Origin of the sequence: Propionibacterium cyclohexanicum, from assembly GCF_900111365.1 — a bacterium.
GTDB classification, from domain to species: domain Bacteria; phylum Actinomycetota; class Actinomycetes; order Propionibacteriales; family Propionibacteriaceae; genus Propionibacterium; species Propionibacterium cyclohexanicum.
In genome coordinates this window covers 10,502-27,530 of record NZ_FOGZ01000009.1, presented here as the reverse complement: position 1 = coordinate 27,530, position 17,029 = coordinate 10,502, and the positions used below count along the sequence as shown (strand labels likewise).

6 protein-coding genes are annotated in these 17,029 nt (G+C 69.0%); all 6 read left to right on the top strand.

What is annotated here, in order from left to right; translation table 11 throughout:
- Positions 1 to 78: 78 nt before the first annotated feature.
- Genes BMX93_RS05665 through BMX93_RS05640 form a run of 6 tightly spaced genes read left to right on the top strand, consistent with a single transcriptional unit; the run spans position 79 to position 17,005 of the window.
- Complete coding sequence (locus BMX93_RS05665) at positions 79 to 7,092, top strand: non-ribosomal peptide synthetase (RefSeq protein WP_091968917.1); 7,014 nt, start codon at positions 79 to 81, stop codon at positions 7,090 to 7,092.
- Complete coding sequence (locus BMX93_RS05660; RefSeq protein ID WP_091968915.1) at positions 7,089 to 12,449, top strand: non-ribosomal peptide synthetase; 5,361 nt, start codon at positions 7,089 to 7,091, stop codon at positions 12,447 to 12,449. The genes BMX93_RS05665 and BMX93_RS05660 overlap by 4 nt, the downstream gene beginning before the upstream one ends.
- Positions 12,446 to 13,468 (top strand): NAD-dependent epimerase/dehydratase family protein, encoded by a 1,023-nt coding sequence (locus tag BMX93_RS05655; protein ID WP_091968913.1) that lies wholly within the window; start codon positions 12,446 to 12,448, stop codon positions 13,466 to 13,468. The genes BMX93_RS05660 and BMX93_RS05655 overlap by 4 nt, the downstream gene beginning before the upstream one ends.
- Positions 13,465 to 14,481 carry a Gfo/Idh/MocA family oxidoreductase gene (locus BMX93_RS05650; RefSeq protein WP_177170089.1) on the top strand — a complete coding sequence of 339 codons (1,017 nt, stop codon included), beginning with the start codon at positions 13,465 to 13,467 and terminating at the stop codon, positions 14,479 to 14,481. The genes BMX93_RS05655 and BMX93_RS05650 overlap by 4 nt, the downstream gene beginning before the upstream one ends.
- Complete coding sequence (locus BMX93_RS05645; protein WP_091968910.1) at positions 14,478 to 15,236, top strand: thioesterase II family protein; 759 nt, start codon at positions 14,478 to 14,480, stop codon at positions 15,234 to 15,236. The genes BMX93_RS05650 and BMX93_RS05645 overlap by 4 nt, the downstream gene beginning before the upstream one ends.
- Positions 15,233 to 17,005 (top strand): ABC transporter ATP-binding protein, encoded by a 1,773-nt coding sequence (locus tag BMX93_RS05640; protein ID WP_177170088.1) that lies wholly within the window; start codon positions 15,233 to 15,235, stop codon positions 17,003 to 17,005. The genes BMX93_RS05645 and BMX93_RS05640 overlap by 4 nt, the downstream gene beginning before the upstream one ends.
- Positions 17,006 to 17,029 lie beyond the last annotated feature (24 nt).

Below are 17,029 nucleotides of genomic sequence, written 5' to 3'. Positions count from 1 at the left end.
TATGATTACATCACCTAATTAGAATGAGAATCATTAGTGTTAGGCGTGTTTCCTGAATGCAGGGTTGGAAAGGCCACGATGTCAAGTATCGACACCCCCGGTGTTGTCCTCAGTGCCATCCAGAAGGCATACGTCCGAGGGGCCGATTCGACGCTGCCGCTCGGTGGTGTCGACTGCATCGCCTATGTCGAGTTCCGCGATGGGACATTCGATGTCGAATCGTTCCCGGCTGCGGTCACCAGCCTGCGAAGGCATCCGTGCCTGCGCGCCGTGCTCCGCGGTGACGTGCTCGTGGACGAGCCGGCCGATGAGGAGCCGACGCAGATCGAAGACCTGCGCGCACTCGACGAGAGGTCCCTACGTCGCCGACTCGCCGAGCTGCGCGCCGGGCTGCGGGGCTTCCGGCCCGACCTGGCGGCAGGTCGGTCGTGGCAGCTGTGTCTGAGCCTGCTGCCGGATGGACACCGGATCGTCCACCTGGCCGTGTCACTCGTGGTGACCGATCTCGCGGGTATCGGCACGATGATGGCCGACTTGGCTGCCGCGTTGAGAGGCGAGTGCCGGCCCCCTGTCAGCATGGATGGACTGTCGGCACGTCTCGAGGAGGGTCGTCCGGCACCCCGCCGAATCCCGGCCCTTGAGGCCTCACAGGAGCACGCCCTGTTCGCCCCGCCGACGCTTCCGAGGACGCACAAGGAGTCTGCGAAGTCCGCGGCCCGGTTCGAGGACATCCTGACGACCGAGGAATGGCATTCGCTCGAGAAGGTGGCCCGCCAGGCGAGGACACCGCTCCCCGCGCTTACCCTGGCCGTGTACGAGGAGTGCCTGCGCAGATGGTCGTCCAACGACCAGTTCATCGTGACAGTGACCGGACTGGACGCCCGGTCCTCCCTTGGCGAGGTGGCCGACAGAACCGTCTCGCACCTTCACCGGGCTCGCCCTTGGGACAGCCTTCCCGCGCTCCTTCAGGACGTAAGGAACGAGTACCGCTACCGGATGTCGCGCGGTGTGCCCGCTCTCGAGGAGCTGAGGGAAGGACTCAGGGCCGGCAGGCATCAAGGCCTGTCGCCCTACGTGTTCACCTTCGGCGCCACCTCGGTCCTGTTCGACAGTGCGACAACCGCTGTGCTCGGGACACCCGAGCATTCGTGGTCGATCACCCCGCAGGTACTGATCGACTGCCAGATCGCCCGTCTGGACGAACGTGGCACGACCGTCTCGTTCGACGTCCGCGTGGGGGCCTTCCCCGAGCCGGTCGCACGGCAGTTGTTCGAGGCGTTCTGCTCGTCTCTGCACCAGATCGCGGACAAGGGTCTCGAGGGCCTCGGGGTGGACGACCTGGTCACTCTGCCCGCATTGACCCTGCAGCGTCGGGCGGCGGCCAACGGGAGTGCGCCGGTGTGTCGCGGATTGCTCCACGGGCAGTTCCGGCGGCGTGTCGCCGAAGAACCGGACGGTCTCAGCCTGATCTGGGATCCGCAGGCCGTCGGTCCGGTGCCGTGGACGACGAGCGTTCCCGGGAAGGCGACGGCGGCCGAACTCGATCGGGCGGCGTTGCGGGTAGCAGCCAAGCTCTCGGATGTCACGAAGCCCACAGACGTGGTCATGGTGCACCTACCGAAGGGTCCGGCTCAGGTGGTCGCTGTCCTGGGTGTGCTGTATGCCGGTTGTACCTACCTTCCCTACGGTCTCGATCAGCCCGCGGAGCGGGCGGCGAAGGTGGCCGCCGAAGCAGGGGCCACGGTGCGGATCACCGAGAGCTGGATGTCGCAGCTGCCTGAGCCCCTCGAGGGTCCGCGCGCTGTCGCGCCCGATACTCTCGCCTACATCATCTACACCTCGGGTTCCACCGGGTCGCCGAAAGGTGTGGCCATCGCGCACCGGGCTGCTGCCAACACGGTTGCCGACGTGAATGCGCGCCACGGTCTCCGGCGCTCGGATCGCACCCTCGCGGTGTCGGCTCTTGACTTCGACCTGAGTGTCTTCGACATCTTCGGGCCGCTGTCGGCCGGTGGCGCAGTCGTCACGATCGTCGAGGACCAGCGGCGGGACGCGTTCGCCTGGGCGGAGCTGGTCGCCCGCAACGGTGTGACGGTCTGGAACACCGTGCCCGCCCTCGCCGAGATGTTGTGCGTTGTGGCGCCGCGCACAGTGGACGCCGGTGATCCGCTACCGCTTCGCCTCGTGATCTGCTCGGGAGACTGGGTCGAGGCAGGCCTTGTGCGTACGCTTCACGCGACGTTCCTCGGGGTCGACGTCGTGGCCATGGGGGGTGCAACCGAAGGTGCGATTTGGTCCAATGAGTTCGTGGTCGACGCCGCGCACCTGCGTGAGGAGTGGACGACCATTCCCTACGGTCTCCCGCTATCGGGACAGCACTACCGGGTGGCCGACGAGCACGGTAGAGATCGTCCGGACCTGGTCCCCGGTGAGCTGTGGATCGGCGGAGCGGGCGTCGCCGAAGGGTACTTCCACAACGAGATCCTGACTGCTGAGCGTTTCGTCGAACGCGATGGGGATCGCTGGTATCGCACCGGTGATTACGGGATGTGGTACTCCGACCCGCTGCTCATCTTTCTCGGCCGTGCCGATACCCAGGTGAAGATCCGCGGACACCGCATCGAGTGCTCGGAGGTGGAGCACGCGCTGCGTCGCATCGACGGACTGTCGGACGCGGTGGTGGTCGACATCCGTGATCGCCGGGCGCTGGGGGCCCTCGTGCGGGGTGACGCCTGCGACGTGGGCTCGATCCGCGAGGCGCTGGCACCCTCCCTGCCTGCCTACATGGTGCCGAGTGAGATCCGGATGGCGGACAGCATGCCGCTCACTGCGAACGGCAAGGTGGATCGTGCACGTGTCCGGGCGCTCATCGAAGAGCCGATGGCCGCTCACGACGTGGCATCGCCGAGCACGGTGATTGCCCGGCTGTGGCGCGCGGCGCTCGGCGTGGCGAAGGAACGGGACACCGACAATCTCTTCGAGCTGGGCGGGGACTCCCTGACGGCCACGCTGCTGTGCCGGCGTGCCCGGGAAGCCGGGTTCGACGTCGAGGTGGCAGATCTGTTCGAGGACCCCACCTTCGCGGGCTTCTCGCGAGCCTGTCACCCGGGGCGGAAAGCCTCCATCACGACCGCTGCGTCCGAGCCGGATGCCGCGCAGACCGGCCCATTCCCGCTGACTCCGCTCCAGCGCGCCTATGCGGTCGGGGCAGACGGGGTCGACGGAGTCACACGCTGTGCACCGTTGCTGGGCGTGATCCTTCGCACCCGGGACGGCTCGCCCGTCGACGTGGACGCCCTGCGCCGTGAGTCGCGCGATCTCGTGGCCCGTTTCGAAGTGCTTCGCCTGGCTCGCACCGAAGAGGTGCTGCAGGAGGTGCGTGCGAGCGGCGAGGTGACGGTCGAGGAAGTCGCGGTCGGCACCATGGCCGATGTGCTCACGGCATGCACGGGCAGCTGGGATGACTGCCCGGCGATCACCCTGCTCGTGTGCCGCCGACAGCCCGAGACCTTCGGGGTCCGCCTCAACTACCTGATGATGGACGCGCGCGCCATCGCAGCGGTAATTGCCGCGCTCGCAGCGACCGCCGTCCCCCAGCAAGGGGAGGTGGTCAGCGCGCCGATCGATCCGTCGGCCGGGGCCTTCCGCCACTTCGCCGTGTGCCGTGCCGGCGACGAGGACGGGCCGCGCGCGCATGTATCTCTGCCCGAGCCGCCGAGGCTCGGACTCGCCGCACCCGCCGTCGCTTCATGCAGCCGCTCGCTGGTCATGACGCTCTCCGCTGCCCAGACAGCAGCGCTCGACGCGGCATCGACCGTCGAGGGCGCCTCGGTGTCTGCCCTGGTTCTCGCGCAACTTGCGGCCGTACTCGCCGGCTCAGCCTCCCAGCGCACCATCGGAATCACGGTGCCGATCTCGCAGCGCCCCGATCCGGGTCACCCGGACATCGGGGAGACGCTCGGGAACTTCACCCGTCTGGGGCTGTGCACGCTCGGCGCGGACGGTTCCGCGACCGAGGCTGCCCGTCAGCTCGGGCTGGCCGTGGCCGGAAAGCTGCCGGACGAGATCGACATCGCGCGGGCCGGACGAGCGGCTTATCCGGTGGTGTTCACCTCGACGACCGGACTCGGCGTGGACGAAACCCTGGCGGTCGGCGGCCTGCGGGTGGTGGAGACGCGGACGAGCACGCCGGGCGTCCTCCTCGACTGCCAGCTCGAACGGCGTGACGGCGTGCTGACGATTCGCTGGGACCATCCCGACGGCGTCGGTCCCCGCAAGGTCCTCCAGCGGCTGTTCGACCGTTTCGTTGCCGGACTTGTTGCTCGGGCGGGTGGGCAGGCCCCTGACCCGTCGCCGGTGCCTATGGCGCAGCCCTCGCAACAGCCGCCAGAGAAGGCCGAGACGATCGACACATGGGCCGAGGAGGTCATCGTGACGGCACTGTCTGCCCTTGATGCGCCGGGGACGCCGGCGGTCCTGCCGCGCTTCGAGGCGACCGTTGCCCGGTGGCGAGAACTCGCCGTCGGGCAACGGTGCGCACCGAGGCATGACGAGGCTGCGACACTGGTGCGCTGTGTGACCGGCTCGATGCCGGTCACACGACTCCTGGAGGACGAGAGCCTGTCCCCCCAGGCACTGATGCTGCGTTCGGTGGCGGGCAGGCGCTTCGTGCAGAGGATTGCGGACGTGATCCGCGGCGTCGCTTGCATCCGCATCGTCGAACTTGGAAGCGGCGACGGTTCCCTTCGCCGCGCCGTCGCCGCGGTGCTCGGCGCCGACGCGCGCGGGGTACCGGCCGGGGCTGACTGGGAGCAGGTGGAACCCGATCTGCTCTTGGCAGACCTCGCATCCGTGCGCGGCGAGCGCGTCGTTCCCGAACCGACCGGCCGGCCCGCCGACCTCGTCGTGGCCTTCGGATCATTGCACCGCGACTCCCGGCTGGTGCACATGCTGCGCCGCACCGGCGGCGCCGAGCTGATGGTGGGCGAACTGGCGACCGCCGGGGCCATCTCGCTGCTGTCCGCGGCACTTCTCGACCCGAGGATCTGCCACCAGGAGTCCACCGCGCTGCGCGATCCCGGACAGTGGTGGGGCATGCTCCGCGACGCCGGATGGCGTCCCTTCGAGGTCACCGAGTTGACGCCCGGTGCATTCTGCCTCAGGGCACGTGGGGCGGCCGAGGCATCGGGCGGCGCATCCGGCCCCGCGCAGCCCCGACCGGTCGCATCGTCGGCGCCGATCACGAATGAGCAGGAACCGGGTGCCCGGTCGGCTCATGCCGAGTGGACGACCACGCGGCTTCGGGGGGCCTGGCGTGCGCATCTGGGCCAGGAGCCGGCGGACGATGCCGATTTCTTCGCCGCGGGCGGCGATTCGCTGCGCGCTACGAAGATCGTCAGCGAGTTGCGCGCCGAAGGTATTGCCGTGCGACTCGTTGACCTGTTCAACGCGTCAAGCTTCACCGAGCTGGCGGCCACGCTCGCCCGCCGGCCTCGCGCTGACACCGGCTCGGCGATGACGGCACCTTCATCCGAGGTTGCGGCAGGGTGGCCGCTCACGGCCGTGCAGCGGGCCTATCTCGCAGGGCGCGCGCCCCACCAGATCCTCGGGGGAGTCGCCTCACATTGCTACTTCGAGTTCAGGACCACGGCCCTTGACGTCTCCGCTCTGGGACGAGCCGTCGAGGCCGTCCGGGCACGTCATGCCGAATTGCGCAGCGTCGTCGACGGCGACCGCATGGTCGAGCTCGCCAAACCGCCTATGATGCTCTTCGCCTCCCCGGACCCGCGGGCCGCCACCGAGCGCGAGGTACCCGACCCCTCGACCGATCCGGGCATGGTGGTGCGATATCGCCAGGGCGAGGAGGCAATCGTCGGGGTGGGGATGGACAACCTTCACCTGGATGGCGCGTCGATGTTCCTCGCGCTCGCCGAGCTCGGCGTCGCTTACACGGGGGGAGAGTTGCCCCCCGCGCCACCGGCCTCGGCCATCCCTCGGCACCTGGCGCAACGGCCCTGGCTGCGAGGCATCGACTCGGCGACGAACGAGTCGATGCCAGACTCGACGCGTGCCTCGATGGCTGACTCGGAACACTGGTGGCGCACCCGGGTACCAGAGCTCCCTCCCGCGCCCGCGATCGCGTCGCTGACGGAGATGGCCGCTGCAGGCGTCCCCGATATCGAGCGGGTCGAACGGGTCATCGCGCGGCCCGCCTGGGAACGCATCCGCACAGCTGCGGCCGCGGGCAGGGTCACTCCCACCGCGCTTGTCCTGGCCGCCTACGCCCGGACGCTGTGCGCGGACACCGGACAGCCCGCCTGCACGATCAACCTCACTCGCTTCGATAGGGAGCCGAGTGACATTGCCCTGACCGGATGTGTGGGAGATTTCACCTCGCTCGTGCCGGTCCGGGCGAGCGTCTCGGACGACCTTCTCGAGATGGCCCGATCGGTGCAGCGCGACATCCTCGACGCCACCGATCACCAGGAGATTTCGCTCGACTGGATCTCTCGTGAGCTCCTGCGTGTCACCGGGGATCCCGGCCGCGCGATGTTCCCCGTCGTGTTCACCAGCGGCTTCGGTCTGCTCGACGGCGGTCGCCTGGATGACATCGGGCGCCTGGGAGAGCTGACCCGGTCGAGATCACAGACCCCACAGACCCTCATTGACCTCCAGATCCACGACGATGCCCGGGGAGTTCACCTGTCCGCCGACTTCACGTCCCAGCTCCTCGAGCACTCACGCGCAGCGGGTTGGCTCGAGGGCATCGCGTCCGCGCTGCTGGCCATCTCGGATGACGAAGAGGCCGGCAGCGACGACATCGAGCGGGTGGTCGGCGATGCGTGGAGCGAGCTGCTCGGCACCGAGGCCGGACCCGCGACCAACTTCTTCCGTGTCGGGGGCGACTCGGTGACGGCCACTCGCTGCATACAGCGGCTGCGGGAAGACCTCGGCACCGACGTCGAACTGCGCCAGCTGTTCCTGCACCCGGTGCTCGCAGACTTCACCGCCGAACTGCGGTCGGCGAATCCGTTGGCGGATCGGGATGACCCGGAGACGGGCGACACACGGATCGAGGAGGGCGTGCTGTGACGCAGACCACCGAGGATGCCAAGGAACTGCTGGACGAGCTCGAGGCCGGCGGTATTGCGATCACTGTCACCGCGGACCGTCGGCTGCGGTTCTCGGCTCCTGTCGGGGCGATGACCGAGGCGCTCAAACAGCGGGTCCGACTCGGACGCGAGAGCCTCATCACCCTGCTCGACGGCGCACAGAGCGGCACGAGCGGGGAGGCGACCTTTCCGACCACCGACATCCAAGCCGCTTACCTCCTGGGGCGTACGAGCGCCTTCGCCGACGGGAGCACCGGCTGTCACGGGTACACCGAATTCATCCTCGATCCCTCGGTCCTCGGCCCCCCACCGGGGCGCCGGGCACGGCTGGACGCCGCCTGGGCGAAAGTCGTCGCCTGTCACCCCATGCTGCGGGCCCAGTTCACCGACGACGGCAGCCAGTTCATCGCCTCTGACCTCAAGGTCCCGGTCCAGTTCCGGGGCGCGGAGGAACGCCAGGAGGTACGGGGCACACTGAGGGGCAAGCAGTACCCCGTCTCGGGCGGACCCCTCATCGACCTGGTGGTCACCACCGGTGACGACAACTGGGTGCTGCACCTGTCGGTCGACCTGCTGATCTCGGATTTCAGCGGCCTTGCCACGATCGTCGCCGATCTCGACCGGGCCCTTCGCGATCCAGGAGCAGTGCTCGAGCGGCCGAGAACGACCTTCGAGGATTATCAGCGGCTGTTGGCGGCCGATCCCGGACGGCACCGCCGCCAGGAGGAGGATCGCCGCTTCTGGGCCGGGCGCGTTCCGACAATGCCCGATCCCCTCGTCCTGTCGTCAGTCTGCGAACCGGGACACGACACCGGCTACCGGCGTCTGTCAGGGCGTCTGGGCAGCCGCTCATGGGCAGGTCTGCGGGCTGTCGCTGCTGAGTGCGCGGTGACTCCGACGGCACTTCTGGTGGCACTCACCGGCCGCATCCTGCACCGCTACGGCAAAGGGACACCGGGAGTCATCGCAATGACCCTTTCCCGAAGAGAACCGGTCGGCCCCGACGTCGAGCGGATCGTCGGGGACTTCACCTCGACGATCCTGGTCGAACTGCCCGGCGGGCATCCCACGCTTCGAGAGCGCACCTGCGATGCCCACGCCCAGATCTTCGAGGCGATGTCGCACGGTGCGATCTCGGGAGTCGAGATCGCGCGGATGGCGGCCAGGGCGCGCGGTGCGGAGCGTTTCGTGACGCCCATCGTGATCACCTCCACCATCGGCATGAGCGGACGCCACGAACTGGGCGCGCTCCGGCAGCGTCACGAGGTCTCCGTGAGCCAGACGCCGCAGGTGCTGCTCGACTGCCAGTTCTCCGAGACGCAGGGTGGACTGGCCGTCGATTGGGACTGCCGTGCGGACGGCTTCGATCCCCATGTCTTGGCGGCCGCCTTCGACGACCTGGTCGCGACCATCGAGGGCGTCGCCCGCGATGCGGCGCTCCCCGAGGCAGACCTGACGCTGCGCGCGCCCGCGCCCACGGGGCCGGCATCTGTCACGCGTCACGCACTGCACGAGCCCTTCTGGAACCTGGCTCGCCACGATCCCCATGCCGTCGCCCTCGTCGAGAAGAACCGGACCGTCACCCGCGGCCAGCTTTCCGCCGGCGCCGCGACGGTCGCGCGCTGGCTCACCGCTCAGAAGGGCACGACCTCACTTGTCGTCGATCTCGGACCAGGAGCAGCACAACTTGCGGCACACCTCGGTGCGCTGGTCGCGGGCATGCCTTACATTCCCGTCGAGCCCGACTGGCCTTCGGCGCGTCGCGACGACGTCGTCGCTCAGGTTCGAGCATGGCACGGTGCCCCGGCAATCCTCTCGGCGGCGAGCCCGGTGCTCGCCGATGTTGTCGCCGCGCTGGAGGGCGAAACGACCGTGCCCCCCGACGAGCTGGTGCAGGCAGGACCCGATGCGCCCGCCTATGTCATCTTCACCTCGGGGTCGACAGGCCACCCCAAGGGGGTTGTCGTGACCCACCGGCAGGCAGCGACGACCCTCGACGCGATGGTCGGGGCCTACCACATCGGGGCTGACGACGCGGTCCTGGCCGTGTCCCGACATTCCTTCGACTTGTCCGTGTTCAACGAGTTCGGGGTGCTGGGCGCTGGTGGCCGGGTGGTCGTGCCGCCCGATGGGCTGTTGACCGACCCCCAGGGATGGCTCACGGCGCTCGTGCGCCATGAGGTGACGGTATGGAACTCGGTGCCTGCCCAGCTCGATCTCGTGCTCGGTGCGTGGGACCGCGAGCGCACGCCGGTGGACGCGCTGCGCCTCGTGCTCGTCTCGGGCGACTGGGTGCCCGTCGAGCAGCCCGGCAGGGTTGAGGTTATGGCGCCGGGCGCCCGGTTCGTCGCCCTCGGCGGTGCCACGGAGGCCGCGATCTGGTCGGTGGCTCACGAGGTGAACGAGCCCGTGGCGCCCGCGACGCGATCCATACCCTATGGCCGGGCGCTGCCGGGGCAGTCGGTGTGGGTGCTCAACGCGGATGACGAGCCTGCCGTCGTCGGTCAGGTCGGCGAGATTGTCATCGCCGGTGGGGGTGTGGCCGACGGCTATGCCGCATCCCCCGAGCTGACAGCGGCCGCCTTCTTCCGTCACCCACGCACCGGGGAGCGCTGCTACCGGACCGGGGACCTGGGCCGGCTGATGGCCTCGGGCGAGGTCGAGTTCCTGGGCCGCCGCGACGGGCAGGTGAAGATCAGAGGGCACCGCATAGAGCTGAGGGAGATCGAGGCGGTCCTCGAGGACGACCCTCGGATCGAGAGGGCCGCCGCCGGCGTTGACAGCTCCGGGGTCGCCTGCAGGATCGTCGCCGGTGTCGTGTCGCATACCTGTTCGCCGGACGACCGACTCGAGCGTGTTGTCACCCCCAGCCTGCGCGTCTCGCTCCGGACCGCGCACTCAGACCGATCAATCCTTGCCGGCGTCGACCTGCATCGTCGGCTCGACGAACTGGCAGTCCACCACATGCTTCGGGTGCTTGCGGGGGCCGCCGGGTCGACAGCAAGCGAAACCGTCGACGGCCCGCCCGTGCTGTCGGGCAGACATGCCCTGCGGTGGATCCGATATCTGGAGGCATCCGGGCTGCTGGCAACCGACGATCGCCTTCCTCGGTCCGCCGACGTTCCTTCGGCCGACCAGCTGTCCGACGAGTGGCAGCGTCTCACCGCTTCAGCGGAACTGACGGCGGACCAGACCGCCGTCCTGGGGTACGTCCAATCGTGCTTCGACCAGCTGGAAGGTCTGCTTGACGGGTCCGTCGATCCCCTGGAGCTGCTGTTTCCCCGGGGCGACCAGAGCCTCGCGCGAGCCACCTATCGGGCGACTCCGGCGGCACTGTGGGGAAATGCCGTGGTGGCTGGAGTCGTCGCCGCGGCCGTGGCGCAGCTCGCAGAAGACGGCGAGCGCGCCAGGATCCTGGAGATCGGGGCGGGCACGGGTGCTACCACGGAGGTGGTCCTCGACGAACTCGATCGCGAGGGCCATGAGGTGGACTACATGTTCACCGACATCTCGCGATTCTTCCTCGACAGCGCACGGGAGCGCTGGCCCCGGCTGGAAACCGCCCTGTTCGACATCAACCGGCCTGCCGGTGATCAGGGGCTCCCCGCGCACAGTGCGGACATCGTGCTCGCTGCGAACGTGCTGCACAACTCCCGCGACATCGCGGTGGCGCTCGCCCGCGTGGCCGAGCTCCTCGAACCGAGCGGGCTTGCCGTGATCATCGACTCCACCTCGGACTCGCCGCTGCTCATGACGACGATGGAATTCAAGGAGGGTCTGCCGCAGCAGCCCGATGATGCCCGAGCCGCAACAGGTTCCCCCTTCCTCACCATTGACCAGTGGCGCTCTGCCATCGACTCATCCCCGCTGCGTCTGGTGGACGTCGCGCCCGGTGAGGGCGACGTGCTGGGCTCCGGACATCAGCACGTGTTCGTGCTGACTCCCAGGGCCCACCGGGCCCGTGTGACACCGCAGATCGTCCGCGGCATCGCCGCTGCTCGCCTGCCGCGCTACATGGTGCCCGATGCCGTCGCGGTCCTCGACGCGATTCCGCTCAGCCCCAACGGCAAGGTCGATCGGTCCGCCATCGCCCAAGGCGTGCGGCCGGTGGGCGGCGCGTCCCGACAGCACGAATCTGGGCAGTCCCACGGGCTCGCCGACAAGAATGAGCGAATCGTGGCACGGGTTTGGCAGGAGGTGCTCGGCCTGCCGGACGCAGCGATCACCTCGCCGCGGGATGACTTCTTCGACATGGGAGGCGACTCGCTGTTGCTCGCCCGCTGCGTGGCCCAGCTGCGTCGTGAGATGCCGGACGGCGACAACACCCCCTGGGACGCCGCCTTGCGCGCGATCGTCGCTGATCCGACGATCGCCGGCTGCGCAGCGGCATTCGCGGGCCCGTCCCCGCGACACCCGGGCGCCGCTGGGACTCCGGTCGTCCCGCTCTCGGACGCCGAGCGCTGGCCTGGCGACGACCTCGTCGTGCTCGTGCACGACGGATCCGGAGGTCTCGAACCCTATGACGACCTCGTGAGAGCGCTCGCCGACCGTCCCCACCCGGAACTGATCGGGCTCAGGAGGGTTCCGGGCGACGGGTTCTCCCAGGCGTCGGCCGATCGACGTCTCGAGACGCTCGCCGCCCGGTACCAGACCGCCCTGACACCGGGCGACCGGCCGGTTCACCTCGTCGGATACTGCCTCGGTGGGCTGGTCGCCGCCTCCCTCGCGGCACGTCTGTCCGCCGCGGGCCGGACGGTGGCGAGCACGACCGTCGTCAGTTCCTACCGTCTCCCCTTTGTGGTCCGTGACGACCTGCTGATCGACTACGCCTTCGCCAAGGTGATGGGCCGTGACCCCGCCCAGGCTGGCATCGTGGTCGACGACGGGCAACTGGGTCACGCGTTGCGCACCGCCAGGCAGGACCACGTGACCGAGATCACCGAACAGGTTCTCGCCGAGTACGGGGAGCCGCCGTTGCGCCTCGCGCTCGGCGCGGCGCCGCGCACCTCCTCCGAGCGCCTGACAGCGATGAGCGAGCAGTGGCCGGGCATGACGCTCGACGGCGTGCGCTCCGTGCGAGACAGCGTCGCTGCCAGCTTCGAGGCGGTCGCTGCGTGGCAACCCCTGCCCTACCTGGGAGACATCGACTTCCTGCGTCAGAACGGGCCGCTGTACTTCCTTCCCGGTCTGGCCGACGACATGACGGACTTCTGGTCCGACCACTGTCTCGGCACGCTGCGGGTGCGCGACATCGCGGGCACCCACTTCGACTGCCTGCGGTCAGGGCAGACCGCCGGGGCCGCCGAGATCCTCGACGGCATCTGGAGGAGACGGTGAGAGTCGTCGTCCTCGGAGCGGCCGGCGCAGTGGGAAGCCACGCCGCCGCGGCACTTCGCCGCGAGGGGCACGAGGTGATCGTCGCGTCGCGAAGACCTGACGCGCTGGCCTGGCCCGCCGAAAGCCGCATCGCGGTGGACCTCGAATCGGCTGCACCGCTCGACGCCGTACCCGATTGCGATGTGCTCGTGAACTGCGCCGGCCCATCTCACCGATTCACCCCTGCTGTCGCCCTCGCGGCAGTCGAGCGGGGCTGGTGCGTGGTCGACCCAGGCGGCGATGCCCAGACGGCCTGTCGTCTCGGCCCGGTGGCGGTCGCCTGCGGTCGCACGCTCGTGCTCGGTGCGGGCGTCCAGCCCGGACTGGCCGTGAGCGCCCTGCGGGCCGTGCTCGCGGAAGCCCGTTTCGATGTCACCGAGGCGCGCGTCGCCTGCGGGGGACTGCAACGGCTGACGATTGCGTCGGTCGATGAGTACCTCGCGGCGGCGCACGATTCCCTGGCCGGTGTCGGACGCCGGCTGCGCGGCGGTGTGGTGGAACGGGTCACGCCAACCGATGCGGGACGCGCCCCCGGCTGCTTTCCCGCATCGGCGACCCAACACGTGAACCTCGACACCGAAGCGCTGACCGCGGCGCGGCTGGCCGGGCTGGACGATCTCACCTGGTTCAACATGATCGACGCCCCTCGCAGCAGCGCCGTCCTCGTGCAGCTGCTCACCGGCGGAGCAAGCCGGGAGGAAGCGCTGCAGGCCGCCCGGGCGGACATCTCGGGTCGAGAACCCTATTTCCGGATCGAGGTCCAGGTCTCATCGGACGGCGGGGAGACGATGCGGCTGACGATCGCGGCGACCGACTCCTACGCTTTGACGGGCGCGATCGTGGCGGCGGCGGTGGCCGGAATCGTCGAGCGTCCCGCGGGTGCCGTTCTCGCCTCGCTCACTGGTGAGGACCCCCTCCAGTGGGTCGATGCGGCGGCTCGGATCGCCGACGTGGCGTGGGCACAGGAGGAGGAGCTGTGAACGCTCGCCCGAACGTCATCGTGGTGGGCGCGCGCTTCGGCGCCCGGTACGCACAGGCTCTCGCCGACGACCCGCACGGCCCTCGTCTCCTCGCAGTGGTCGGCCAGGGCGGTGAGCGCAGTCGTCTTCTCGCCGAGCGGCTCGGTGTGTCCTGCTGGACGTCGGACGAACTCACCTCGATGCTGGCGACGCGCCCGGTCGACGCCGCAGTGGTCGCCGTGCGATCCTCCGTTGTCGGGGGCGCCGGGGACGAGCTCGCCAGGGGTCTCCTGGCTGCGGGTGTCGCCGTGCTGCAAGAGCTGCCCATCCATACCCGCGAGATCGTGCGAAGCCTCCACATCGCCCGCGATACCGGAACCGTGTTCCGTCCCTGCCCGTTCTACGACGTTCTCGCGCCGGTGCAGCACTTCATCCGGCGCACGGCCCAGGTGACGGCCGACCATCCCGCTCGGCACGTGCTGGTGCGCACCTGCCGCCAGACCCTGCACGACGCGATGGTCGTGCTCTCCCAAGTGCTGCCGGGGGCGCCGCCGCGCCGCGCGGAGGTGCTCGTCGGACGGGGAACCGCCCTGGCGAGCACGGACTGGCAGGGCACCCCCGTCGACCTAGCCATCGAGAACCGGTTGGACGAGCACAATCCGGATGCGATGTCCCAGCCCCTCATGTCCTTCGTCGTCTCGACCGACGCCGGGGAGCTCGAGCTGGCCCACGTCCACGGCTCGACGTCCTGGATGCCCATGCCGGGCACGGGTGACGAGAATTCCGCGAATCGCCTCACCGGGTACCGGGAGGGCACCGAGCCGTCATTCGACACGGTGACCCGAAGGATCTGGCCGGCAGGCATGCGCGCCGGTGTCGCCGATCTGCTCGACCGGCGTGCCCGGGGTGTTGCGGGCATGACGCAACGCGAGCTCGGCGTCCTGTACCTGTGGGAGGACATCTCGGCGCGCATGGGAGCGCCTCTGTTCGTCAACTCCGCGCGTTCGGATCATGATTCCTGGCGATCCGTGTGAACGCCCTGCAGACACTGAACAGTCCCACTGCGCAATCGGCCGAACTGATGGTCTTCCCGCACGCCGGAGGAAGTCCGCGCTTCTATCGGCACTGGCCGTCCGCTCTGCCCTGGATCCGGCTCGTGGGTGTGCTCTACGCAGGCCGCGAGCGTCGGCTCGCCGATCCACTCGCCAGCTCCGTCGAGGCCATCGCCGAAGAGGTCGCCGACGAAGCGACACGCCGGCCTGACCCGTGCCCCTTGGTGCTCTTCGGGCACTCCTTCGGGGCATTGGTCGCCTATCAGACAGCCCTCGCGCTGGGACGACGCGGGAAACCTGCGGACCTGCTCGTGATCTCGGGGCATGATGCACCGACCGCGGGGTGCAGGCACGGGGACGGGCGCGGCGACGACGAGCTGCTCGCCGACCTGTTCCGGCTCGATTCCAGGAACCGTCTCGTGTTCGCCGATCCCGAGCTGCGGGCGATCTACCTGCCCGCCGTTCGCAATGACTACGAACTCGCCGACCGCTACGTGCCGGACCGCGGCGCCCCCCGGGTTGCGCGCATCGCCGTTGTCAACGGCGTGGCCGACCCGGAAGTGACCCGCGAAGGCGCGGCCGGATGGGCCGGGTTCGCGGACCGCTTCCTCGGCGAGGCACTCGTCCCCGGGGGTCATTTTCATCACGCTGACCCGCACCTGGGATGCGCACAGCGCGTCACTCAGCTCATCAAGGGCCTCAGGCCGGCACGACAGGACAGGGAAGGTGTGGCATGACACGTCAACGAACCGCGTCCGGCAGTGGGGACAGGTCGTCACCACTGGCCCGGATCCTCAGACCCGTGCGGGGACGCCTCACGGCAGGGGTGGTCCTTCAGCTGCTCGCGTCGCTGTTCAGCCTCGCACCGTATCTGGCACTGCTCGGGCTCGTCTCAGCGATGCGCACAAGCCCAGTTGACCGTTCGGTCGCCTGGAGATGGGTCATCGGCTACCTCATCGCCGTGTCTGTGCAGTCGGCGTTCACCTCCATTGCTCTGCTCATCACGCACTTCGCGGACGTGAGACTCCAGGCGATGCTCCGACGTGACCTCGCGGACACCCTCGGGCGGCTGCCACTCGGCTGGTTCGACTCCACGGGCTCCGGCCGCGTCCGCAAGGTAGTCAACGACGACGTCGAATCGCTGCATCAGCTCGTCGCGCACAGCGTCGTCGAGATCACCGCGGCGATCACGACACCACTGGTCGGCGTCGTGCTGTGCTTCGTCCTCGACTGGCGGATGGGTATCGCTGCGGTGGTGCCCGTCGTCGCCTACGGCCTCACGTACAAGTTGATGGCGCGCGGAGACATGCGGGCCATCATGGCCCGCATCGCCGAAGGTCTTGCCAACGTCAGCCAGGCCATCGTCGACTACGTGGGCGGGGTGGCCGTCCTCAAGGTCTTCGGCAAGGCGAGTCAGGGTTCGCGCAGATTCCGTGCCGCCAGCGAGGCATTCGTGGACGAGTTCGGTCGGCTCGTCGGTCCTCAGATGCGCGCCCAGGCATTCGCCTTGGTATGGCTTTCGGCGCCGGTGGTCGCGCTGGTGGCCATGGCCGTCGGGGTGTGGGGCACTCTGGGTGGTGCCATCGATCCCGCCAGAGCCATCGTGGTGGGAATCGTCGCCCTCTCGTTGCCCTCGACCCTGTACACCGTGGCCGCGAGCAACCAGACCCGCTCCGAGGCGAGCGAGGCGGCCGGGCGTGTGGTGGCACTGCTCGATGAGCCGCCCCTGTCGCGACCGGTCGAACCGCGTCACCCGCAGGGTTCGGCGGTGACCTTCGGGGACGTACACTTCAGCTACCCGTCAGCAGACGGGCAGACCCACGAGGTGCTCAGCGGTATTGACCTGTCCGTGCCGGCGGGCGGAAGCCTCGCGCTGGTGGGGCCCTCCGGCGCGGGCAAGTCGACGCTTGCTCTGCTTGCCGCGCGCTTCCGCGATGTCGGTGCCGGTTCGATCCGGATCGGTGGGGTCGATGTCCGCGACATCGACGAGACGACGTTGCGTTCCACCGTCGGCGTCGTTCTGCAGACGGTGCAGCTGCCCGCTCTGACCATCGCTGAAAACATCGCTCTTGCAAGCAGGGACGCCACACGGGGGCAGATCGTGGCGGCAGCCCGGGCGGCCCACATCCATGATCGCATCCTGCAACTCCCACGGGGCTATGAGTCGGTGATCGGGCAGGACGCGAGACTGTCAGGAGGAGAGGCCCAGCGCATAGCGATCGCCCGGGTCCTGCTGCAGGACACCCCAGTGCTGATCCTCGATGAGGCGACCTCCGCGGCCGACCCGGAAACCGAAGGCGAGATCCAGGAGGCGCTCGCCCGACTCGTCGAGGGCCGTACTCTCATTGTCATCGCCCATCGGTTGATCACCATCGCCCATCTCGACCAGATCGCGATGCTCGACAGGGGACGGGTGGCGGAGCTGGGCACGCACCGGGAACTGCTCGACGCAGGTGGTCACTACGCGCGCATGTGGAACGTCCAGACCGAGGCGGTGGCAGCATGATCGGGGCGTTGATGGCCATCGGCG

Bases quoted from the DNA above. Each gene is read 5' to 3' on its own strand.
- BMX93_RS05665 (WP_091968917.1), top strand. From the start codon at position 79: ATGTCAAGTATCGACACCCCCGGTGTTGTCCTCAGTGCCATCCAGAAG.
- BMX93_RS05640 (WP_177170088.1), top strand. From the start codon at position 15,233: ATGACACGTCAACGAACCGCGTCCGGCAGTGGGGACAGGTCGTCACCA.